We start from the raw sequence: 21668 nt of genomic DNA on the forward strand, positions 1-21668 counted from the left end.
TGACGACGCATAGGGGGCTTTAAGGACACGCAGATCGCCGGCGCTGGATTTTTTCGGCGCTCGCGCCCATTCTCCTCGTCAAGCCCGGGCAAGCGGGCAGCGACAGGGGAAGAACCAGGATGGCCAATTTTGCCGGAACCGCCAGGCCCTTGGCGGTCACTACCGCATCGCCGCGCATAAAATCCATTCAGCGCTGGGCGCTGAGCCTTCTGGTGCTGAGCGGCGTGATCAATTACGTGGACCGCGCGACGCTGGCCGTCGCCAATATCTTCATCCAGCATGATCTGCATATCTCGGTCGGCAGCATGGGCGTGCTGCTCTCTGCCTTTCTCTGGGCCTATGCTTTTTCGCAGTTGCCGGTAGGCGGTCTGATCGACAGGCTGGGGCCAAGGCTGTTGCTCGGTCTCGGCATGTTCCTGTGGTCGCTTGCGCAATTGCTGGGCGGTGTTGTCGGCTCCTTCCAGGAATTCATCATCGCCCGCGTTCTGCTGGGCGTGGGGGAGGCGCCGCAATTCCCCTCCGGCGCGCGCGTCGTGCGGGACTGGTTCAATATCCGCAGTCGCGGAACGGCGAGCGGGATATTCAACTGCGCGTCCTCGCTCGGCAGCTTCGTCGCAGTGCCTTTGCTTACCTTCCTGATGCTGACCTTCAACTGGCGCTGGATGTTCATCATCATGGGCATCGTCGGCATCATCTTTGCGCTGATCTGGTGGATGACGCATCGCGACCCCTTGCAGGTTGATCTGACGCCGGCGGAGCTTGCCTATCTCACGGAAGGGGATGAGACCGGGCATGTGCAGCGTGCGACCTGGGCGGATTGGAAGTCGCTGTTTTCCTATCGCACCACCTGGGGGCTGATGGCCGGTTATTTCGGCACGATCTACGCCTTGTGGATCTTCACGGCCTGGCTGCCGTTTTATCTGGAGCATGACCGGCATATAAGCGTGTCCAAGACCGGTCTGCTTGCCTCGATCCCCTTCTTCTGGGGGGTGGTCGGCGGGTTGCTCGGCGGCTGGATCACGGATTTCCTGGTGCGCCGCGGCGTCTCGCCCATGGGCAGCCGCAAATATCCGATGCTGGTCGGGCTGGTCGGCATGGCAGTCTTCACCGGCCTTACCGCTATCGCGCCCAGTAATACGCTGGCGCTCGTCTTCATTTCCTGCGTGTTGTTTCTGTCCTATATTTGCAGCAGTACGGCCTGGGCGATGGCGGCGGTCGCGGCGCCCAGCAATTGCACGGCCTCCCTTGGCGCCATCCAGAATTTCGGCGGCTATTTCGGTGGCGCGCTGGCGCCGCTCGTCACCGGGATGATCGTGCAGCGCACGGGTGGTTTCGCGCCCGCGCTTTATGTCGGTGCGGCCATCGCCCTGGTCGCGGCACTGCTTTATGGCGTGATGGTCGGGAAGCCAATTACCTTGCGGCAGGGGGTAAGGTCTGACGCGTGAGCGGGCAGGCCGGCCGCTACCCGCAGGGCCTTTCGCCAAGCGGGCCGTCAAGGCTAGTCCTTGGCAAGCATAATGGCCGCAGTGCTACTGTTTGTAGTGGTGGATGATCTCATCCTCGCGTGGCGCTGTATTGCCAGGATGGGGCGGCGGGTTGCTCGGTGGCGCCTGAGGGGCTTCCTTCATCAGCGCCACCTGCAGCGTTTCGAGTATCGTTTGCGGCATCGGTTTGGGCAGGCGAAAGGTCAGCGTCGCGCCCGATCCGAAGGTGACGGACATCGCGAGCGCTTCGGGTTCTTCGGGTATCGCCAAAAACTCGACCCAGGACGCATTGAGGGCCTTCAGCGCGTGATTGCGCAGCTGCTCATCCCGGTCGAAACCGAGGCCCAGGCCGGCGGCGCGCGCCAGCAGGGGGGCTTCGCCGGTGGGCAGCGTCAGCCAAAAGGTCTGACCGGAAGCTGCTTCGACTTGCAGTAGTAATAATCTTTCTGGTTCAGAAATTTTAATATCGACAACTCTAACCAAGGAAATCCCTGGAACCTGTGCGTTCATCGTTTTCTCGAAATTACCCTTTCCATCAGATACTCTTAACCTCATTGCCTGAACAGGTTCTTTGGGTCTAGTCCGCGGTAGAGCTTGCCGAAGGCAAGGCCTGGGCGCGGCTGGACTGGGCGCGGCCGGCCTGGGCGGGGCCGGCCTGCGGTGGGTCAGTTGAAGCGCTGGGCGCTGATATTCCACTGGACGCTCCATTCCCGACAGGCTTGGACGGTATGGCAATCATCGCGGCGAAGTTGAGTATTCAAAGAAAGACGGCGTCTGGACGACAATCCAGGGCGCGCAGGTTGACCCTGCGATCTGGGCAAGGCCGCGCCTAGCCGGCCGCGCCTAGCCGGCCACGCCCCGGCCCCTGCAGCCAGCCGGCCAGGCTTTTATCAAAACCTGACAGATTCTTGGGTAAGCCGGTTCAGGCCGTTGCCGGCATCTTGAATTTCATAGGACCCGGTTTATAGTATCCGTAACGAAAACGAGAACCACATAAACGCTGCCAAACGGCCGTTATCGGACTGTCGCAGGCGGCAATTGGGCAATTGGGATGCGAATGAGCCGTTGCGGCGTCTGTTCTCCGAGCCTGGTCTGCGGCGGCGATTGGAACTTGGCTGCGCGCGCCTCCGATTTTGGCGTGATCGGCAGTGTCGATCTGGCAACAAATGCTGGGTGCTGCCGGCGTGACTGACCCGGCGGCCAGGCATTCCGACGCCCTCTTGGCTTGCGTCGCGGTCTCCAAGCAGTTCGGTGACGTGCAGGTGCTGTTTGATGTTTCCATCGCGCTGCATGCCGGTGAAGTTCATGCCTTGATCGGCGAGAACGGCGCCGGGAAGTCGACGCTCATGAAGATTCTGTCGGGCTATCTGCCGCCGACCGGGGGGGAAATCGTCTTCGACGGCGCGGCGCGGCAATTTTCATCCAGTGAGGCCGCGGAGGACGCCGGAATCGTCCTCATCCACCAGGAATTCAATCTGGCGGAGCAGTTGACGGTCGAAGCCAATATCTTTCTCGGCCGAGAGATCAAGCGCGGCTTGTTTCTCGATGTCAAAACCATGCGTGCCCGTGCGCAGGCGCTGCTCGCCGCCCTTGAAACCAAGATCGATCCGACGGCGCGGGTGCAGGATCTTGCCGTGCCGGACAAGCAAATGGTGGAAATCGCCAAGGCCCTGGCACGGGACGCGCGGGTGCTGATCCTGGATGAGCCGACGGCGGTGCTGACGCCCAAGGAATCTCTTGTCCTGTTCCGCCAGATCGCCCGGCTGAAGGCCCAGGGTGTCGCCATTCTTTATACCTCGCACAAGCTCGACGAAGTGAGCGCCATTTCGGACAAAATTACCGTGCTGCGGGACGGGCGCCATGTCATCACGGCGCCTGCCGCGGACCTTACCGAACATGACATGGCGCGCCAGATGGTCGGCCGTGATCTGTCCGAGCTATTTCCACCCAAACTGCCACCGATGGTTGCGGAGACGGTGCTGGAGGTCGCGGGGCTGTCGGTTCCCGGCTATGTCACGGATGCCTCCTTTCATCTGCGGCGCGGCGAAATCCTCGGTTTTGCGGGTCTGGTGGGGTCCGGGCGCACCGAACTCATGGAAGGGCTCATGGGCCTGCGCCCTTCCGAAGGCGCGGTAAGCGTCATGGGCAAACCTGTCCATATTCGCAGTGCTGCGGATGCCGCGCGCCTCGGGCTTGCCTATCTAACGGAGGATCGCAAAGGCCGCGGTCTGCTATTGCGCAGCAGGATGCGACCCAACCTCACGCTGCTCGCCCTCGATCGTTTCTCGCGCATCCTGATCGATGAGGCGGCGGAAGATCGCGCGCTGGACCAGGCAATCCGCGAATTCGACATCCGTGCGCCGAGCCGGACGGTCGCCGTCGGCAATCTTTCGGGCGGTAACCAGCAAAAATTGCTGCTGGCCAAAACCATGCTGATCGAGCCGGAGATCGTCATCATCGACGAACCGACGCGCGGTATCGATATCGGCACGAAGCAGCAGATCTACGGGTTCGTGCAGCGGCTCGCGGCCGCAGGCAAAAGCGTGATCGTCATCTCCTCCGAAATGGCAGAGGTCATCGGCCTCAGCCATCGGGTGATGGTGATGCGCCTGGGCCGGATCACGGGGGAGCTGGAGGGTGAGGCGATCGGGGAGGAAAGCATTGTTCGCTATGCGATGGGACTGGACAGCATGACCAAGGATCATCGGGCGGAGGATAGGCTGCATGCCGCGCGCTGATCCGTCCTTGCCCGCAGCGGCCAATCCACCCGGAAGGGGACCCAAGCTCAGGCTCAATCTCCATCTTCTCGGTCCGCTTCTGGCTTTGATCCTGCTGGTCGTTCTGGGGGCCTCGCTCAACGGCAATTTCCTCAGCCCCGCGAATATCGCGAATGTGCTGGCGCGGTCGTCCTTCACGGGCATCATCGCTGTGGGCGCAACCTTCGTGATCACCTCCGGCGGGCTTGATCTGTCGGTCGGGTCGATGGCGGCCTTTCTCGCCGGGGTCATGATCATGGTGATCAACGCGCTGGTGCCGCAATTCGGTGTCGGCTTCGGTGTGATCGCCATCGGCATGGCGGTGGGCCTGGTGCTCGGCGCCTTGGCCGGCGTGGGCAACGGCTTGTTGATCACGCGCGGACGGATCGAGGCCTTCATCGTGACGCTCGGGACGATGGGGATCTTCCGCTCCCTCGTCACCTTCCTGGCCAATGGCGGCACGCTGTCGCTCAATTTTGATGTGATGGATGCCTATCGGCCGGCTTATTACGGCACGGTCGCCGGGATCCCGGTGCCGGTGATCGTGTTCGCGCTCGTCGCGATCCTGGGTGAGCTTGCAATGCGCCGCACGCCGTTCGGCCGTCATTGTTCGGCGATCGGCTCCAACGAGCAGGTGGCCCGCTACTCGGCCATTCATGTCGATCGTGTGCGATTGCTGACTTATGTGCTGCAGGGTGTGCTGGTTGCGGTGGCGACGCTGCTTTATGTGCCGCGTCTTGGCTCTGCCTCCAGCACGACCGGCGTGTTGTGGGAACTGGAAGCGATCGCCGCCGTCATCATCGGCGGCACGACATTGCGGGGTGGCTATGGTCGCGTCTGGGGTACGGTCATCGGCGTCGTCATCCTCAGCCTGATCGACAATATCCTGAACCTTACGAATGTCGTCAGCCCCTATCTCAATGGCGCCTTCCAGGGCGTCATCATCATTCTGGCCGTTTTGCTGCAACGAAGCCGGAGAGCGACCAGCTAGACGAAGCCCAAAGGGCTCATCATTTCAGGGAGGATAAAACGATGCGTTTTCGACATATGCTGATGGCGGCGGCCGCTGTGACGGCTATGGCACTCAGTCCGTCCGCCTTCGCCCAGGACAAGACCTATACCATCGGTGTCTCGGTGCCTTCCGCCGATCATGGCTGGACCGGCGGCGTGGATTACTTCGCGCAGCAGACCATCGCCTCGCTCAGCAAGACTTACCCCAACCTCAAATTCGTGCTCGCGACCGCCGGCGATCCCGGCAAGCAGGCGTCGGATCTGGAGGATATGGTCGCCACCCGCAATATCGACGCCTTGGTCATTCTGCCCGGCGATCCGGATGCGCTGACCTCTCCCATCATGCGGGTCAAGAAGGCGGGCAAGTTCGTGACGGTGGTGGACCGCAAGCTGTCGCAGCCCGGCGTCGAGGATCTGTATGTCGCGGGTGACAATCCCGGCCTTGGCCGCACGACGGGTGAGTATTTCGTGTCGCGCTTCCCTGACGGCGGCAATATCGTGGTGCTGCGCGGGCTGCCTATCCCGATCGACAAGGAGCGGGTGGATGCCTTCAATCAGGCCATCGCCAATAGCAAGATCAAGGTTCTGGCCAGCCAATTCGCCAATTGGAACCGAGACGACGGGTTCAAGGTGATGCAGGACTTCCTGTCGCGTTTCCCCAAGATCGATGCCGTCTGGGCGCAGGATGACGACACGGCCATCGGCGCGATCGCCGCCATCAAACAGGCGCATCGTGAGAATCAGATCTGGGTCGTGGGCGGCGCGGGCATGAAGCAGGCCATCAAACAGGTGATGGATGGCAGCAAGCTGGTGCCGATCGATGTCGGTTATGACCCCGGCATGGTCGGCACTGCGATTGAGTTGACGGCTCTGAAGTTCGAGACGGGCCTGCCGATGCGCGGCAGTTTCATCGTGCGGTCGCCGTTGATCACACAGGCGAACGCGGCGGAATATTATCACCCCGACTCCCCGTACTGATCGTCAGGGTCGCCCGAGGGGCTGCAGGCAGCGCCTGCAGCCGAAACCGCTTGGTTTTATGTCTGATGTCCGGCGTGACTGGGCGCGCGCCGGGTCAGGAAATCAGGACTGCTCCAAGACGCCGTGGGGCAATTCGATCTCATGCTCCTCACCGGTCTGTTCGCCGTCCAATATGCGAACCCGCGCCCGGGTCGCGGACAGGATGGCGGTGATCGAAGCCATGACCGTCGATTCCTGTTCGGTAATCACGATCTCGTCGCCCACTCTTTTGAGCATGCCTATCGACCTCTGCCATTTTCATTGGTTGGGTGGTTGGAATTCGTTCAAGGGGATAGGCAAGGCGCGGATAATACGCGGCCCGGGCTCTCACGACAATCGGTCCGACGTCCGTCACCGGATCAGTCAGTCGGGGACCGCCGAGTGCCGCTCTCAGCGATGGAATTTGCGGTCCGCCATCACAATCGAGCAATCGAGACCGATCCACGCGCCTAACCGTTCCCTGTCTCGCGGCAAGCCGGCTAGGGTCAAACGGATCGGATCGGCTGTCATCAACCCCAGCCGATGGCGTGGAGGGATGATAATGGCCTGGAAACGAACAGCCTTTCTATTGGCCGCCGCGTCGCTGGCGGGATGCGCGAGCGCGCAAAGGGCTTCGCTGCCGGATGGCCGTCCGGGCTATAAGGTGAGCTGCAGCGGCATCCAGCACACGCTGGCCGATTGCGACGCCAAAGCGGCCAAGGTCTGCCCGACCGGCTATGACATCGCCTCGAAGGATCTGACCACGACCGTGCTGAACCCCTTCCAGCGGTCAATGCTGGTCAGTTGCCGGATGTAGTTGGCCCTGGCTGACCGATGCCGCACCTGAAAGCGCTCAGGTAGAAGCCACCGTCCCGTTGGCAGGGTTTTGCTCTTCGACGGCATCGATCTTGCCCTCGGAGAGGCGGACGATCCGATCCGCGCCCGCCCCCTTCGCCAGAGGCTCGCCGAAACCAACCGGCATCAGATGCGTATCGAGGAAGGATTTCGACAGTTTCGCCATCGGCAGGGATTTCGTCACGCCGAAGACCGCCGCCGCCACACCCTGCGTGGCCCCCGCGAAGCGGCCGAGTGCCGAGATGAACCCCAGCGCCGCGCCCACGCCCAAAGCCTCTTTCGATCCGGCAAAGGCAATCGCGGCGAAACAGGTCAGCAGCATCAGCGGCTCCCAGACGCTCGCGACCGTCGAATAGGCGTTGGAAAGGCTTGTGGAGCGCATGATACGCGACTGAAAGGCGAGGAAATTCTGCGCCCATTGAATGAAGCTGGCGCGTTCGCCCGCCATGGCGCGGACCACCGGAACCAGCTGCACCAGATCATAGACGAAGGCGAGGACGATGATGTCCATCCGTTCGCCTTCGTAAATCGCGCGGAACTGGCGCCATCCGAAGACGGCGGCGATGACCGACAGCAGAAGTCCCAGAACCATGGCAACGGCGGCGGCCTGTAACTGGAAAAACGCCATGACCACGGCCGCGACCAGGCCGTTGACGAGCGCGACGCCCCCCGAGATGGCGAAATGCACCATGTCGCTGCGAAACTTGGCGATGCTTTCAAGCTGCGTCGCCAGAATAACGGGCGTCGATTTGCGGAAGGCATCCGCGGGCAGACGCATGGCGCGGTCCACCAATGCGGCTTGCAGATCAAGGCCGGAACGGGCTTCCAAGCGCGACAGGGCGAATTTCTGCCCCATCTGAAACAAGGCCTGACAGATCAACGCGACCAGCAGGGCCGCGATCGGCGCGCCGCCGATTGTCACTTGCCCGTCCTCGGGCGCGAGGGTGCCGGCGATCAGGTTGAGAAGCAGGCTTTTGCCGCTGCCCGGCGGCCCGCTGATGGCGACGATCTCACCCGGCTGGCTGATCTCGAAGGTCAAGCCCTGCAGCAAGGGAATGCCGTGCGCGTCGGTCAGCGTGACTTTGTCCAGCGCGACCGTTCCCGCCAACCGGCCTCCGCTTTCCTGCGATGCGCTCTGGGGCATATCGGCTTTCAATACGTCTTGAAGACGAACGACCGCGCTCGACGCCGATTGCAAGGCAGCACCCGCCCCGGTCAGCCGGTTGAGCGGGTTGGCAAACAGTTCGGCAAGCATCTGAAAGGCGACCAGATCGCCATAGGTCAGGCGGGCATGGATGATCTCAAGCGCGCCGATGCCCAATACCACGAGGCTCATTCCGTGCTGCGTGAAGACGGTCACGCATTCGAGGATGATCTTGAGCCGTTCCGAGGCCTGTTCCGCATTCGCAAGGCGCAGGCGCTGGTCCATCAGCCGGTCGAACAGCATGCCTTCGTCGCCGCTGGCCCTTGCTTCCTCAAGGATACCCATGGCCTGGATATCGGTGCCATGTTCCGCATTTCTTTCTTGAAGAGTGAGCGCGGCGATGGACGTTTTCATTGGCTTCGATTCTGCCTGGACCGATAATGCGAAGGCGCCCGGTGCCATCTGCGCTGTTGCGATGGACGGGACTAGTCCGATCGCCTTTTACCCTCCTCAACTAGCCTCCTTCGATCAAGCCTTGGCCTTCATTCAGCAAGTGCGCTCCAAGGATGGCGTCACTTTGATGGCGCTCGATCAGCCGACGATTGTCCCCAATGCCACGGGTATGAGGCCGGTGGAGCGCGCGGCGGCTTCGCTGATCTCCTGGCTTGGCGGCGGCGTGCAGCCGTCGAATACTGGCCGTGTCGGCATGTTCTGCGCGGATTCGCCTGTCTGGCGGTTCCTGTCCGAACTGGGCGCTTTGGAAGACCCGGAGCAAGCCCGGATTGCGACGCAAGGCACCTTCATCATGGAGGCCTTCCCAGCCATATCACTGGCCTCTTTCGAGGCATCCTTCTTCGGCCGGCTCTCTGGCCCACGCTACAACCCGGATCGGCGCAAAACCTTCCGGCTGGCAGATTGGGGCAGAGTGGCTCGCGCTGCCGGGGCGCAGGCCGAAGCCCTGGGCTGTGCCGATCTGGCCGCCTGGTGCCGTGACGCGGCGGCTATTCCTCAGCCGCGCAAGGCTGATCAGGATAGGTTGGATGCGGCGCTTTGCACGCTCATTGCCTTTCGCTGGCGGCGTATGCCGCGGTCTGACTCGCTGCTGCTTGGTGATTTGCGAACGGGTTATATGGTCCTGCCGGCGAGCGAGGATGTGCACGCGAAACTGGCGATCGCTTCGGCACGCTTCGGCGTTCCCGTCGACGGCAGATTAATATGCCCAAGTACAGGTTGGCCCCGCTCATGACAGCCTTCGCAAAGGCCGTGTCAGAGGCAGCAGCTTTCACCGGCTTCTTTGCTCATCCGATATGAGGAGGTAACTGAGGGCTCAAAGTGCATTTTTCTTGTGGTTAAGTTCGTCTGCTTTATATTCAGCGAGACCGGCAAGGTGCCAATACGTGAGTGTCCAGTAAGCGGCGTCTCGTCCGCTTTCAAGTTCGCCTTCCTTCATGGACAGCGTGATCTGGACAATATCTGTGCTGAACAAGGTGTCCCTGAGCGTGGTATCGGCGGGTTCGCGCCCAAACCATCTCCCTGCCGCGACGGTCTCACGGCCAGGGCCGTACAGATCGGACAGGAGCGAGGATAATTCCCTGTAGCGTGTCATGACACTATCGGTCTCTCCGGTCATGCCCGCAGCATAGACACCGAAGAGCTTATCTCTAAATCCAAGAAATAAGTCGATTTCATTGGTATCATCGGGCGCATCCGGCAACTTCACATTCCCGCAGCTGATGCCATCATCGCGAATGTCTTTAGCATTACAGTTGTTGTATCCCGAATCGTATGCGCCGCCGTTCTCGAGATAAGTGACGTCGTCAGCACTCATACCCCAGGTCAGCCCGAATGGCGCCTTATCGTTCTGTGGAGCGGCGGTGGGTTGTTGGGCACTCGTCTGTCCAATCGGTAGCAACACTGACATCGTCAGGCCAGCAAGGAGGACTTGTCGGCGCAGCAGCGTCGTTCGGGTCATGAGAAGGCCCCTTTGATTACGACCGGCTTACCAGACGAAGCTAGCGGCCAATTCCAAAGATTGTAATGCCGGGCAAAATGTTGGGCGAAATTCATACTATCCCTGACACTCCGATAAACTCCTGCGAATGTGGCATTTGATACCCACAACATAGCTAAGACGACGTCTATTCGCATCCAGTCATTTACTTTCCGATGGGTTGTCAAGGCTTACTCCGTTCATCGGAATCGTTCCAATTTAGTATAATGCTCGAGGTCAGGGAGGAAACTCTCTTAGCGGCTTTTATTTAGCGATCGCTTTTGCTCTCGACTGCTGCGACCGATAAGCCACGAGCCATGTTATGACAACGGTGGGCATCATGGGCGAAGACATCCGCGACTTCATGGTCACGGATGTCGAGCGGCGCTTCAGTCGTCTCAATCGCTTGCCGCGGACTATTGAATGGCTGACCGACAACGGCTCCTGCTACATGGCGGCCGACACGCGTCGGTTTGCGCGCGAGATCGGCTTCCTTCCTTTGCGGACGCCGATTGGAAGCCCGCAATCCAGTGGATGGCCGAAGCTTTCGTGCGAATCTTCAAACGCGATTATGTGGCGTTCAATCCCTAGCCAGACGCCGCGACCGTCATCCATCTTGACCGTTGAGCGGGAAGCCCCGATCGATCAGTGCTTGTGCTGACGCTGTTAAATCGTCGCGATTGGAAGACATCAGCTTGATTAGGAGAAGATGGGAGGTAGAGAGCAAGGCCAATGGAGCTTCGCCGCGCTAAAAGGGCAACGCTCGCCTCGCCACCTATCTGCTACCTAGCTTCTTTAGCTCGGTAACGTCCTCGGGCTTAACGCATTGAAAACGCTGGCGGACCCGGCGCGATTCGAACGCGCGACCTTTGCCTTCGGAGGGCAACGCTCTATCCAGCTGAGCTACGGGTCCATGCCCTAAGGCGTGTGCCAATCCCTTAGCCGGATCGGGCGGTCATGAAAAGGGGTCAGGACGTCGGCTGACCCGCAATCCAGTCCCGCGCCCGTTTGTCCGCGCCGGACGGCAGCGGCGCCTGGGGATCCTGCAGCCAATGGGCGATATCCGCCGTCACCGCCGGTCCTTCATGGTCGCGCTGCAGCAGGTGATAGCCCTTCGGGTAGAAGGCGAGTGTCACCGACAAGTCCCCACTCCGCGCCGCCGCGCGCCAGGCGGCCGTCATCGCCGGTTTCGGCACCAGCTCATCATGCCCGCCATACAGGAACAAAGCGGGCGCGTTGATATGCCCAGCCCCCGCCAGGGCCTGGTCCATCAGGTCGACCAGGCCCTTGACGGTCGAGACACGGGTATCCGTCACCGTCAGCGGGTCGCGGGACAGCCGCTCCCAGGCCGCGTCATTATCCGTCGGCACCACGCCGGTACCGCCGCCGGTCAGGCGCATATTCGGCACGGTATGCTCGGCCAGCCAAAGCGTGGACCGATATAAAAGGTTCATCTGCTGGCGGCCCCAGACAGCGGGGGAGCTGAAGACATAGCCATCCACGGCCGGTGCTTCAGGGCTGGCAGCCAGCGCCAGCAGCACGGCGCCGCCCATGCTTTCGCCCATCAGATAAAGTTTCGCGTCCGGGTAATCCTGCCGCACGGACAGCGTCATGGCGCGCGCGTCGCTCAACATCTGTGGCGTGCCGGGCCAATAGCCGCGGCCGGGCGTGGCCCCGAACCCACGCTCATCCGGGGCGATGACGGCGATGCCCTGGGCCGCCAGCAAGGGTCCCGGCGCCTCCCAGGCGTCGCGACTGTCATCGATGCCGTGTAGCGCCAGCACAACGATCGCGGGCGCGCCGGCCGGCAGCCACTCCCGATACGGCAGGCGCGCGCCGTCCGCCATGGTGAAGGCCCCGTCCGTCACCACCGGCGGCTGTGGCGGCGCCTCGGCCACCACATGCGGCGGCGCGCAGCCACCAAGAGCCAGCGCGAGGCTGAGGACGAGGGCAGGGGGGATGGTTCGACGCACCCGGCATGGCTATCATCGGCCCGTCCTGCACCAAAGGGGAAAAGAGATGAGCCAGACGATGTTGAAGCCGATCGAGGTCGAGCAGGTGAATGCCCATGTGGTGAGCTGTGAGGGCTCGGGCGGTCAGCTCGGCCATCCGAAGGTCTTTTTGCGCCTGCCGCAGTATCTCGGTGGCCCGGCCGAGGCGGTCTGCCCCTATTGCTCGCGCCTCTTCATCCTCAGCGGCGACGCTGTCCCTGAAGGACATTGAGCCGCGTCCCAGGATAGTCAGACCATGAGCGATACCGCTGCCACGCCGCTGCACCTGATCCTGATCGACGGATCGGGTTTCATTTTCCGCGCCTACCACGCCATTCCGCCGATGAACCGGCCGGACGGCACGCAGGTCAATGCCGTCTACGGCTTCACCAATATGCTGGCGCGGCTGCTGAAGGATCATGTCGGCACGCATTTCGCGGTCATCTTCGATGCCGGGCGGCTGACTTTCCGCAACCGGCTCTACCCGGACTACAAGGCGCATCGGCCGCCGGCGCCGGACGACCTCATCCCGCAATTCGCCCTCGTGCGGCAGGCGACGGCCGCCTTCGGCGTGCCGGGGATCGAGCTTGATGATTGGGAGGCCGATGACCTCATCGCCTCCTACGCCGCCGAAACGCGGCGGTTGGGCGGGCGCTGCACCATCGTCTCCTCCGACAAGGATCTGATGCAGCTCATCGGCGACGGCGTTGATATGCTGGACCCGATGAAGCAGAAGCCCATCGGGGCGGCCGAGGTGATGGAGAAGTTTGGCGTGACGCCGGACAAGGTCATCGACGTGCAGGCGCTGATCGGCGATTCCGTCGATAACGTGCCGGGCGTGCCGGGCATCGGCCCCAAGACGGCGGCTTTGCTGATGGCCGAATACGGCTCGCTGGATGCCATTCTGGCGGCCGCACAGGACGGCATGAAAGCCTCCAAGCGGCGGGACGCGCTGGTGGAACATGCCGAGGCCGCGCGGATGTCCCGCACACTGGTGGAACTCTGCGCCACCGTCCCGCTGCCGCGGCCGGTCGAAGACCTTGCCGCCCGTGATTGGCAGCCCGAGATGCTGCAACCCTTCCTGATGGAACAAGGGTTCCGCTCCATCGCGACCCGGCTCGGCATGGACGGCAGCAAACCCGCCGCGCGTCCGAAACCGGCTGACAACGCGGATCGCAGCGCGCCCTTCGGCGCACCCGCGCCGCAGCCCGAATCCCGTGCGGCGACCAATCCGGAAAAAGCCGGTTTCGGTCCCTATCAGGCGATCAGCACGCGCGAGGCTCTGACGGCATTCCTGGCGGAAGCGACCAAAGGGGGCATCATCGCTGTGGGCGTCGAGACGGACGGTGTCGATGCCATTCACGCGGCCCTGGTGGGTATCGCGCTCGCCATCGCGCCCGGTCGCGCGGTCTATCTGCCCTTCGGGCAGGATCTGCTCGCCGGACCTGGGCTCGCGGCGGATGAGACCATCGCGGCTCTGCGGCCGCTGCTGGCCGATCCCGGCGTGTTGAAGATCTTCCACAACGCGAAATTCGATCTGGCGGTGCTGGAGCGCGCCGGTATTCCCGCCGGCACCGCGCCGCTGGACGACACGATGCTGATTTCCTATGCCCAGGACGCCGGCCGGCACGGCCATTCGGTGGCCGAACTGTCGGAACTCCATCTCGGCCATACGCCGATCGGGTTCGAGGGCGCGACCGGCACCGGCCGCGCGCGTCTTAACTTCGGCGCCGTTCCTTTGGAACAGGCCACGGCCTATGCGGCGGAGGACGCCGATCTGACGCTGCGGCTGTGGCATGCGCTGAGGCCGGGCCTGCGCGAGACCAAATCGCTGTCGCTGTACGAGTTGATGGAGCGGCGACTGGTGCCGATCCTGCTGGCCATGGAGCAAGCCGGCGTCTCGGTCGATGCGAACGAGCTGCGGCGACTCTCGGCCGATTTTTCCGAGCGCATGGCCGCACAGGAAGTGGAAATCCATAAGCTCGCCGGCAGGACGTTCAATCTCGGCAGCCCGAAGCAGCTGGGCGAGATTCTGTTCGATGAGATGAAGCTGCCCGGCGGCAAGCGCAGCAAGACCGGGGCCTGGGGCACGGATGCCTCCGTATTGCAGGACCTGGCCGAGCAGGGGCATGAACTGCCCGAGCGCCTGCTGCAGTGGCGCCAACTGGCGAAACTCAAATCCACCTATACCGATGCCCTGGTCGAGGAGATCGACCCGCAGACGAAGCGCGTGCATACGCGCTTCGCCATGGCGGCGACGACCACGGGGCGGCTGTCATCGACCGATCCCAATCTGCAGAATATCCCGATCCGAACGGAGGAAGGCGGGCGCATCCGCCGCGCTTTCGTATCCGAGCCCGGGCATCTTCTGGTCAGCGCCGATTATTCGCAGATCGAATTGCGCCTGCTCGCCCATGTCGCTGATCTGCCGGTACTGCGGGAGAGTTTCCGCAACGGGGAGGATATCCACGCCCGCACCGCGTCCGAGGTTTTCGGCGTGCCGATGGCGGGGATGGACCCGCTGACGCGCCGCCGCGCCAAGGCCATCAATTTCGGCATCATCTACGGCATCAGCGCCTTCGGTCTGGCGCGCCAGTTGCAGATCGAGCCGGGTCAGGCCAAGCGCTATATCGAGGCCTATTTCGAGCGCTATCCCGGCATCCGCGATTATATGGAGCGGACCAAGGTGGAGGCGCGCGACAACGGCTTCGTGCTGACGCCCTTCGGCCGACGCTGCTGGATCCCCGGCATCGCGGATAAGAACGGCGCCCGCCGGGCCTATGCCGAGCGTCAGGCGATCAACGCGCCGCTGCAGGGCGGCGGTGCCGATATCATCAAGCGCGCCATGGTGAAGCTGCCCGCGGCGTTGCAGGAGGCCGGGCTTGCGGCGCGCATGCTGCTGCAAGTGCATGACGAGTTGATGTTCGAAGTGCCGGAAGCCGAGTCCCAGGCGACAGCCGTCATTATCCGGGATGTCATGCAAAACGCCGCGGAATTGAGCGTGCCCTTGGTGGTCGAAACCGGGATCGGCCGCAGCTGGGCGGAGGCGCACTGAGGCGCGGGCTGGTCAGGGCAAAACCCTGGCCAGCCGCCGCGATCGGGCATGAAACATGCTGGATGCGGAATAACACCAAATTGTACGATTAATGTCACCTAGACCCAAATGGGTCTTGCTTATGAGATTTTTTCCAGTTTTTGACAGCTTTGTGATTGTGCGCTGCGCCATTCAACCGCTAAATAAAAAGTAATGGATGGTATGCGGGTAGCCAGATGGCGACGGCTAAAATTTCAAACTGCGTATGGTGTGAGACCTCTGTTCGGGCCGACGCGAAGTTTTGCCTGGAATGCGGGCTGGAAAGCCCGGTCCTGAAGGTTGAAGCCGCGGCGCAGGGTATGCGCCGCAAGCGCAAAATTGGCGGACGTGGTCTTGCTCTCGCCGTGGTCGCCGTGCCCCTCATGCTCTCCGCCGCCTATGCCGCCCGCGTCAGCAATGTTGGTGATGCTATCACGGCGCCAGCAGCCAAACTGGCGGCTGCCGCGCCCGCCACCCTCGCTGACCCGCTGCAGCGCTCCGTTTGGACGGATGGCGTGAAATCGGTGCAGACCGCTCTCAACAGCCCGAACTTCGAGCAATTTGCTAATAGTTTCGTGAGCGTCAGCGACGGTCGGGTCGTCTCCTTCTGCGGCGCTGTGCCGAGCAGCAACCTGGGCCAGCAGCGTTTCGTCTCTGTCTTTGGGCAGCGCTACTCGACCGTGCTTGAAGGCAATGACAGTTCCTTCGACGTGCTTTGGAACCGGGTCTGCGCCAATCCCGTCAAACAGGCTTAATCTCCGACGACGCCAGGCCAATCGTAATTAGCGTCGCAATATTTGCGCAGAAAATATTGCGCAGAGCTCATTTTTATTACATTAAATCGAAAATATTAAAAGATTTGGTGGGGTAATTATTATCGATTTCCCCACAGTGATTGTATTTTTAGAGCCTGCCAGGTTTTAACAGACAATGCGTCATCCGCGCATTTGTTGCGCGGACCTACCCGCCGCGGCGCCCAGACGGCCGCTTGCCTGTACAGGCGGTTAGATGCCCGGCATGAATCTCGGCCGGACAGGCCGCGCACGACAGATTTTTGGGCGTTTTCAGCTAGAGTCCGTCAGGTTTAGGTGGAAACGACCCCTTGCCCCGTCATGGCCGGGCTTGACCCGGTCATCCAGTCCTTGGGCGCCCCAACGAATGGATGCCCGGCTCTGGGGCCGGGCATGACAATATTAGGGACAAGCTTCAGTTAAAATCAGACAAACTCTAAATCTTACGAACTCAGGCGGCGTCGCGCATCGGCAAAACGCGTCGCGTCCTCCGGTTGGGCCGTCCCTGCAGGCGGTGAATGGCTGAGCGTACCGGAAGCGGAGCTGTCATTGCAATTGTTGATTTATCAATGTTAATGGGTGCAGAGACAGCAAGACAAGAGATACGTTGTCAACGCATCATAATTAACAGGCGTTGTGTTAACGACGATACGCGAAAAAATAAGCTTACGCCATTCGTAGGATACGGGCTTGCTGAGACCGCGCCTGCCGGGAACGCGACTTGCCTTATCAAAGCCCGTCGGCCTCCTCCCCCCAGCGGGCAAAGGCGTTCAGGTCCAGATCGAAGAGATTTAAAGGCTCACCCGATCGTATGGGTCTCCATATCGTCCAAGGTTTGGGGGCGCGCATAAAACGCGGGGACAGAGGGCGCGATAATGCCGCCCATCTCCGTCTCGCCCTGCATTATCTCAGGCGTCCGGTCGAGAGTGATGGACCCGAGAGGGCGCTGACGAGAGAGACGCCCTGGCGGCAGAGATTGGCGAAAGAACCCTGGTTTCACGGCACAGACACGCTATTTGCGCCGCATGGCCGCAGGTTCAGGGCGCCAAGGTGAACAAGCCCTGCGTGTCAATGAGGTATGGCCGGCGCGCAAAAGGGCAGCGACCGGACCGTCGCCTTAAGCCAAGGATGTCATTCAAGCCCTGGGAAGCCCTGGCGGAGAGGGTGGGATTCGAACCCACGGTACGCTCACACGCACAACGGTTTTCGAGACCGCCCCGATCGGCCACTCTGGCACCTCTCCGCAGGGAAGCGGCTTATAGGAAGGTTTTCGGGCCTCCGCAAGCGGGCAGGGGGAAAATCTCCCCTGCCTTGACCGCCTGTCAGGCCATCACGTCGTAAGGCGCATAGGCCGGTTCAGCGGCCGGCTGGGTCAAGCTGTGATCGCTCATGGGATCGACCGCCGGCAATGCCCGGTCCTTCGCGAAGCTGATCGGCCCGAAGGGGCGCCAGCCGACGCGGGATTCGACACGGGCGGTCGCTTCCCGCACCGCATCCGCATAGATGTCGAAGGATTCGCGCACCCGCATTTCGGGCATGATGATGCTGATCGTCATCTCGGCAAGGCCCGAGGCATTGGTGATCGGCGCCGCGATACAGGCAATGCCCTCATCCGTGCCGCTGAGCTGGCTGGCATAGCCAAGACGCCGGGCTTCGTCGCAGAGGGCCACGAATTGCGCGGGATCCAGCGGCGCCCGACCGGTCGCGGAGGGGACGGCGTTCTGGCGGAAAATCTCCAGCTGTTCGTGCTGCGGCAGGTGAGAGAGGAAGAACCGGCCCGAGACACTCCAGTTGATCGGCACGCGGGCGCCGATGCGGGACGAGACGCGCAGGTTGCGGGATGCCTCGGCCATGTCTTGGATCACGACGAAACCCTCGTGCCGGACGCAGATCTGCACGGTCTCGCCCAACTCATCGGCCAGGCGGCGCATTTCGGTCCGCGCCTCGCGGAGCAGATCGACATTGCGGCCATAGGCGAGGCCGTAGTGATACATGCGGCTGCCGAACCAGACGGCGCCGGCCGGGTCCCGTTCCAGCAGCCCCGCCGTCACCAGCGCATCGACCACGCCATAGATTGTGGAAACCGGGGCACGGATCGCCTTGGCGAGATCGTAGGCGGATGTCGCCTTGCCCTCCACCACCAGCCGATCCAACACCTGGGTCGCTCGCAACAGCCCGCTCATGCGGGATCGCGGCGAGGCTGCGGTCTCGTCCGCGAATGGATTGACGGCGCCGTCCATGGCTTACTCCTCTCCGCCGCGCTGTCCCGAAGGTGACGGGATGCCGACGCTTAGTCGCGCTCGGCAAAGTCGCCGGGCTGCCCAGATTATATATGGCAATAAATAGGCAGAGAGTGGCGTGAGGGCAAGAAACCAGATTTCCCGTCTGGCGTGCATTTCAAAAACCCTAGTTATTCTCTAGGGAATTTTGCTGCAATGCAACATGCGGTCAGACGCTAGGCATTCGCCGGACGACGTCGCCGCCAAAAGCGGAACTGCCATTTATGCTGCAACGCAACATAAATTACGGGCGTCGTGTACAGCGTCAGCGCCTGTGAGATGATCAAGCCACCGATGATGGCAAGCCCTAACGGTCGTCGATATTCGTATCCAATACCGAACGAAAAGGCGAGCGGCACGGCGCCCAGGATGGCAGCCAGCGTCGTCATGATAATGGGGCGGAAGCGTGCGACCGCAGCTTCCCTGATCGCGTCGATCGGGGACAATCCGCGCTTGCGTTCCGCCTCCAGCGCGAAATCCACCAGCATGATGGCGTTCTTTTTGACGATGCCCATCAGCAGAAAAATGCCGATCAGCGCGATGATGGTCAAAGGCGTATTGGTGGCAAGCAGCGCCAGCAGCGCGCCGACGCCGGCGGAGGGCAAGGTGGACAGGATGGTGATCGGCTGGGTCAGGCTCTCATACAGCACGCCGAGCACGATATAGATGGCAAGGATGGCCGCCAGCAGCAGCATGGGTTCGGAATTCGCTGATTGCTGGAACAGCTGCGCATTGCCGGCGAAGCTCGTATGGATATCGGCCGGCATATAGATATCGGCTGCCGCCTGTTCCACGATCGCTTCGCCCGAGCTGATCGCATTGCCGGCTTTGAGGCTGAAGCTGACGGTCGCTTCCGGGAACTGGCCCTGATGGCGCACGGTCAGCGGTGCGGTTGATCGTTCAAGATGCGAAAAGGCCGAGAGCGGCACCTGCGTCCCGGAACTGCCCGGCACATAGACGCGGTCAAGCTGCGACGGATCGATCTGCAATCCCGGTAAGGCTTCCAGCACGACCTTATACTGATTGCGCTGCTCGTAGATGGTCGAGATTTCCCGCTGCGCGTAGCCGTTGTTCAGCGCGTCGTCGATCTGCTCCATCGTCACGCCCAGGCGCGACGCCTTTGCGCGATCGACGACCACGTTCACTTCCGGGCTCGCCTTATCCTGATCGCTTGAAATATCGGTCAATTGCGGAATGGTCTTGAGCTTGTCTTCCAGCTTCAAGGCCCAGGTTTGCAACTCGTCAAGGTCGCTGCCCGACAGCACGAAATCGTAGTCGCTCGCGCTCTGCCGGCCGCCGGTGCGCAAATCCTCCTGCGGGATAAGGAAGGCCTGAATACCGGGAATGCGGTTCAGCTTGGTGCGCAGCCGGGCGATGACCTGATCCGAGGTCACATGCCGCACATCGATGGGCTTGAGCGAAATGAACATCGTCCCGCGATTGAGCGACGAGAAGCCGTTCGCGACGCCGATGCGCGACCCCACTTCGGCGATCGCCGGGTCTTTCTGAATGACGGCGACAACGCGACGCTGCAGCTTTTCCATCGCCTTGAACGAGATGGAGGGCGCGGCGATGGTCTGGCCCATCAGCAACCCCGTATCCTCATTCGGCAGAAAGCCCTTCGGCACGATGATATAAAGCCAGACGGTAAACCCGATGGTCGCCAGCGTGACGAGATTCATCAGGATGCGGTGGCGCAATACCCAGTTCAGGCTGCGGCCGTAACCGTTGACGATGCGGTTGAAGGTGCGGTCGAAGGCCGCACCCGCCCGTCGGCCCCAGGATCGGCGCGCAGGTGCGGCGTCGTCCGGGCGGTGCCGCGGCATGAACCAGGCGCAGATCATGGGCGTCACGGTCAGCGACACCACGGCCGAGACGCTGACGGCGATCACCAGCGTCATGGCGAATTCGTGGAACAGCCGGCCCATGATGCCGGGCATCAGGAACATGGGCGAAAAGACCGCGATCAGCGACAGGGTGATGGACAAAACGGTGAAGCCGATCTGCCCCGCACCGCGCAGGGCCGCGCGCATGGGCGACATGCCGCGTTCCACATGGGAATGGATATTCTCGATCATGACGATCGCATCATCGACCACGAAACCGACCGAGATGGTGATGGCCAGAAGCGAGAAATTGTCGATCGTGAAGCCTTCGAACCACATGCCGGCAAGCGTTCCGGCGATCGACAGCGGAATGGTGATGCCGGCCGCGATCGTCAGCACGGTGCGCTGCAGGAAGATAATGACGACGGCCAGAACCAGCATCACGGTGCCGAGCAGGGTGAACTGTACGTCGTTCACGCTCGCGCGGATCGTCGTCGTGCGGTCGGTCAGGATGGTCGTGTGAATGCCGCTCGGCATCAGCTTCAGAATGCCGGGCAGCATCGCCTTCACGCCGTCCACCGTGTCGATCACATTGGCACCCGGCTCCTTGGTGATATCGAGCAGAATGGCGGGCTGCTGCCTGTTCCAGGCGGCTAGCCGCAAGGTCGCGACGCTGTTGATGACATTGCCCAGGTCGCGCAGATGCAGCACGCCGTCCGTGCTTTTGGCCATGACCAGATTGCCGTAATCCGTCGCGTCCTTGATCTGGCTATTGACGGTGAGCGTGTAGTTTTTCGTCGGCGTTTCGATATTGCCGGTCGGCTGCACCACATTGGCGTTGCCGATGGTCTCGCTGATCGTTTCCGGCGAAAGCCCGGCCAGCGCGACGGTCGTGGGGTTCAGCTGCACGCGCACGGCCGGCTTGTCGGCACCGCTTTCGGTGACTTCCGCGACGCCCGTGGCCTGCGCCAGACGCTGGGCCAGGATGGTATCGACCGAGTCAAAAATCTGGGCGATCGACAGCTTGTCCGATGTCAGCGCAATCGTCATCACCGGCGCGTCGGACGGATTGAACTTCCGGTAATAGGGCGCGCTCGGCAGGTCAGACGGCAGATCGGCTTCGGACGCGTTGATCGCCCCTTGCACGTCGGCCGCCGCCGCGTCGATGTTCCGGTTAACGTCGAAGATGCAGATGATATTGGTGGAGCCCGTGGAACTGACCGAGGTCAGTTCGTTGACGCCCGGTATCTGGCCCAGATGCCGCTCCAAAGGGGCGGCGATGGAATTGGCCATCGTCTCGGGGCTGGCACCCGGACGGCTGGCGAAGACGACGACGGCCGGCAGATCGACATTCGGCAGGGACGCGACCGGCAGGAACCAATAGGCGACCGCGCCCGCGATCAGCAGGCCGATCGCCAGCAGCATGGTACCGACGGGCCGGCGGATGAAGGGGGTGGAAAGCGACACCTGGG

16 protein-coding genes, 2 tRNA genes and 1 pseudogene are annotated in these 21668 nt (G+C 62.0%); 10 read left to right on the forward strand and 9 right to left on the reverse strand.

The genetic code is table 11. The features are described 5' to 3' along the window. Positions 1-119: 119 nt before the first annotated feature. The gene (locus ACELLULO517_RS16115; protein WP_227308435.1) at positions 120-1445 is read left to right on the forward strand and encodes an MFS transporter; all 1326 of its coding nucleotides are present in this window, start codon (positions 120-122) and stop codon (positions 1443-1445) included. Positions 1446-1529: 84 nt separating this feature from the next. Here the strand turns inward: ACELLULO517_RS16115 and ACELLULO517_RS16120 are convergent, their stop codons facing one another. After that, positions 1530-1994 (reverse strand): hypothetical protein, encoded by a 465-nt coding sequence (locus ACELLULO517_RS16120; protein ID WP_227308436.1) that lies wholly within the window; start codon positions 1992-1994, stop codon positions 1530-1532. 638 nt (positions 1995-2632) lie between these two features. On the opposite strand from ACELLULO517_RS16120, the gene ACELLULO517_RS16125 reads away from it, so the two are divergent. Genes ACELLULO517_RS16125 through ACELLULO517_RS16135 form a run of 3 tightly spaced genes read left to right on the forward strand, consistent with a single transcriptional unit; the run spans position 2633 to position 6229 of the window. Then, entirely contained in the window at positions 2633-4222 is a 1590-nt protein-coding gene (locus ACELLULO517_RS16125) for a sugar ABC transporter ATP-binding protein (protein ID WP_227308437.1), read from the forward strand. Then, a complete protein-coding gene (locus ACELLULO517_RS16130) occupies positions 4209-5231 on the forward strand; it encodes an ABC transporter permease (RefSeq protein WP_227308438.1) in 1023 nt (340 codons plus the stop codon). The genes ACELLULO517_RS16125 and ACELLULO517_RS16130 overlap by 14 nt, the downstream gene beginning before the upstream one ends. 41 nt (positions 5232-5272) lie before the next feature. Continuing rightward, positions 5273-6229 (forward strand): substrate-binding domain-containing protein, encoded by a 957-nt coding sequence (locus ACELLULO517_RS16135; RefSeq protein ID WP_227308439.1) that lies wholly within the window; start codon positions 5273-5275, stop codon positions 6227-6229. Between the two features lie 102 nt (positions 6230-6331). On the opposite strand, the gene ACELLULO517_RS16140 is transcribed toward ACELLULO517_RS16135, so the two are convergent. After that, positions 6332-6505, reverse strand: a complete 174-nt coding sequence (locus tag ACELLULO517_RS16140) for a hypothetical protein (RefSeq protein ID WP_227308440.1) — start codon at positions 6503-6505, stop codon at positions 6332-6334. Positions 6506-6809: 304 nt separating this feature from the next. Here ACELLULO517_RS16140 and ACELLULO517_RS16145 point away from each other — a divergent pair, with 304 nt between their 5' ends. Then, on the forward strand, positions 6810-7064 hold the full coding sequence (locus ACELLULO517_RS16145) for a hypothetical protein (protein WP_227308441.1): 255 nt from the start codon (positions 6810-6812) through the stop codon (positions 7062-7064). A 36-nt stretch (positions 7065-7100) separates the two neighbouring features. Here ACELLULO517_RS16145 and ACELLULO517_RS16150 read toward each other — a convergent pair whose 3' ends face one another. Then, a complete protein-coding gene (locus ACELLULO517_RS16150; protein ID WP_227308442.1) occupies positions 7101-8660 on the reverse strand; it encodes an ATP-binding cassette domain-containing protein in 1560 nt (519 codons plus the stop codon). Between ACELLULO517_RS16150 and ACELLULO517_RS16155 the strand changes: the two genes are divergently transcribed. After that, positions 8647-9492 carry a DUF429 domain-containing protein gene (locus tag ACELLULO517_RS16155; protein WP_227308443.1) on the forward strand — a complete coding sequence of 282 codons (846 nt, stop codon included), beginning with the start codon at positions 8647-8649 and terminating at the stop codon, positions 9490-9492. The genes ACELLULO517_RS16150 and ACELLULO517_RS16155 overlap by 14 nt on opposite strands. Positions 9493-9573: 81 nt before the next feature. On the opposite strand, the gene ACELLULO517_RS16160 is transcribed toward ACELLULO517_RS16155, so the two are convergent. Next, positions 9574-10218, reverse strand: a complete 645-nt coding sequence (locus ACELLULO517_RS16160) for a hypothetical protein (RefSeq protein ID WP_227308444.1) — start codon at positions 10216-10218, stop codon at positions 9574-9576. Between the two features lie 292 nt (positions 10219-10510). On the opposite strand from ACELLULO517_RS16160, the pseudogene ACELLULO517_RS16165 reads away from it, so the two are divergent. Next, positions 10511-10824 (forward strand): annotated as a pseudogene (locus ACELLULO517_RS16165) (IS3 family transposase); the annotation flags it as partial. A gap of 248 nt (positions 10825-11072) precedes the next feature. Here ACELLULO517_RS16165 and ACELLULO517_RS16170 read toward each other — a convergent pair. Both ACELLULO517_RS16170 and ACELLULO517_RS16175 read right to left on the reverse strand, forming a co-directional pair. Then, positions 11073-11149 (reverse strand) — tRNA-Arg (locus ACELLULO517_RS16170). Between the two features lie 55 nt (positions 11150-11204). After that, the gene (locus ACELLULO517_RS16175) at positions 11205-12209 is read right to left on the reverse strand and encodes an alpha/beta fold hydrolase (RefSeq protein WP_227308445.1); all 1005 of its coding nucleotides are present in this window, start codon (positions 12207-12209) and stop codon (positions 11205-11207) included. Between the two features lie 46 nt (positions 12210-12255). Here ACELLULO517_RS16175 and ACELLULO517_RS16180 point away from each other — a divergent pair, with 46 nt between their 5' ends. From ACELLULO517_RS16180 to ACELLULO517_RS16190, 3 genes are all read left to right on the forward strand, one after another. Continuing rightward, positions 12256-12459, forward strand: a complete 204-nt coding sequence (locus tag ACELLULO517_RS16180) for a zinc-finger domain-containing protein (RefSeq protein WP_227308446.1) — start codon at positions 12256-12258, stop codon at positions 12457-12459. Between the two features lie 24 nt (positions 12460-12483). Then, positions 12484-15282 (forward strand): DNA polymerase I, encoded by a 2799-nt coding sequence (gene polA / locus ACELLULO517_RS16185; protein ID WP_227308447.1) that lies wholly within the window; start codon positions 12484-12486, stop codon positions 15280-15282. Between the two features lie 215 nt (positions 15283-15497). Then, the gene (locus tag ACELLULO517_RS16190) at positions 15498-16055 is read left to right on the forward strand and encodes a hypothetical protein (protein WP_227308448.1); all 558 of its coding nucleotides are present in this window, start codon (positions 15498-15500) and stop codon (positions 16053-16055) included. Positions 16056-17244: 1189 nt separating this feature from the next. Here ACELLULO517_RS16190 and ACELLULO517_RS16195 read toward each other — a convergent pair. The 3 genes from ACELLULO517_RS16195 to ACELLULO517_RS16205 form a co-directional block, all read right to left on the reverse strand. Then, positions 17245-17334 (reverse strand) — tRNA-Ser (locus ACELLULO517_RS16195). Positions 17335-17413: 79 nt separating this feature from the next. Then, positions 17414-18331, reverse strand: coding sequence for an IclR family transcriptional regulator (locus ACELLULO517_RS16200; protein WP_227308449.1), 918 nt, complete (start codon positions 18329-18331; stop codon positions 17414-17416). 215 nt (positions 18332-18546) lie between these two features. Beyond that, positions 18547-21663, reverse strand: a complete 3117-nt coding sequence (locus ACELLULO517_RS16205; protein ID WP_227308450.1) for an efflux RND transporter permease subunit — start codon at positions 21661-21663, stop codon at positions 18547-18549. Between the last annotated feature and the right edge of the window lie 5 nt (positions 21664-21668).

The organism is Acidisoma cellulosilyticum (assembly GCF_020621385.1).
In the GTDB taxonomy this organism is placed as follows: Bacteria; Pseudomonadota; Alphaproteobacteria; order Acetobacterales; family Acetobacteraceae; genus Acidisoma; species Acidisoma cellulosilyticum.

What these genes read in the sequence shown, in the direction of transcription:
- ACELLULO517_RS16145 (WP_227308441.1), top strand. Translation starts at nt 6,810, where the DNA reads ATGGCCTGGAAACGAACAGCCTTTCTATTGGCCGCCGCGTCGCTGGCG.
- ACELLULO517_RS16140 (WP_227308440.1), bottom strand. Translation starts at nt 6,505, where the DNA reads ATGCTCAAAAGAGTGGGCGACGAGATCGTGATTACCGAACAGGAATCG.
- ACELLULO517_RS16190 (WP_227308448.1), top strand. Translation starts at nt 15,498, where the DNA reads ATGGCGACGGCTAAAATTTCAAACTGCGTATGGTGTGAGACCTCTGTT.
- ACELLULO517_RS16160 (WP_227308444.1), bottom strand. Translation starts at nt 10,218, where the DNA reads ATGACCCGAACGACGCTGCTGCGCCGACAAGTCCTCCTTGCTGGCCTG.
- ACELLULO517_RS16130 (WP_227308438.1), top strand. Translation starts at nt 4,209, where the DNA reads ATGCCGCGCGCTGATCCGTCCTTGCCCGCAGCGGCCAATCCACCCGGA.
- ACELLULO517_RS16180 (WP_227308446.1), top strand. Translation starts at nt 12,256, where the DNA reads ATGAGCCAGACGATGTTGAAGCCGATCGAGGTCGAGCAGGTGAATGCC.
- ACELLULO517_RS16200 (WP_227308449.1), bottom strand. Translation starts at nt 18,331, where the DNA reads ATGGACGGCGCCGTCAATCCATTCGCGGACGAGACCGCAGCCTCGCCG.
- ACELLULO517_RS16155 (WP_227308443.1), top strand. Translation starts at nt 8,647, where the DNA reads ATGGACGTTTTCATTGGCTTCGATTCTGCCTGGACCGATAATGCGAAG.
- ACELLULO517_RS16150 (WP_227308442.1), bottom strand. Translation starts at nt 8,660, where the DNA reads ATGAAAACGTCCATCGCCGCGCTCACTCTTCAAGAAAGAAATGCGGAA.
- ACELLULO517_RS16115 (WP_227308435.1), top strand. Translation starts at nt 120, where the DNA reads ATGGCCAATTTTGCCGGAACCGCCAGGCCCTTGGCGGTCACTACCGCA.
- polA (WP_227308447.1), top strand. Translation starts at nt 12,484, where the DNA reads ATGAGCGATACCGCTGCCACGCCGCTGCACCTGATCCTGATCGACGGA.
- ACELLULO517_RS16135 (WP_227308439.1), top strand. Translation starts at nt 5,273, where the DNA reads ATGCGTTTTCGACATATGCTGATGGCGGCGGCCGCTGTGACGGCTATG.
- ACELLULO517_RS16120 (WP_227308436.1), bottom strand. Translation starts at nt 1,994, where the DNA reads ATGAACGCACAGGTTCCAGGGATTTCCTTGGTTAGAGTTGTCGATATT.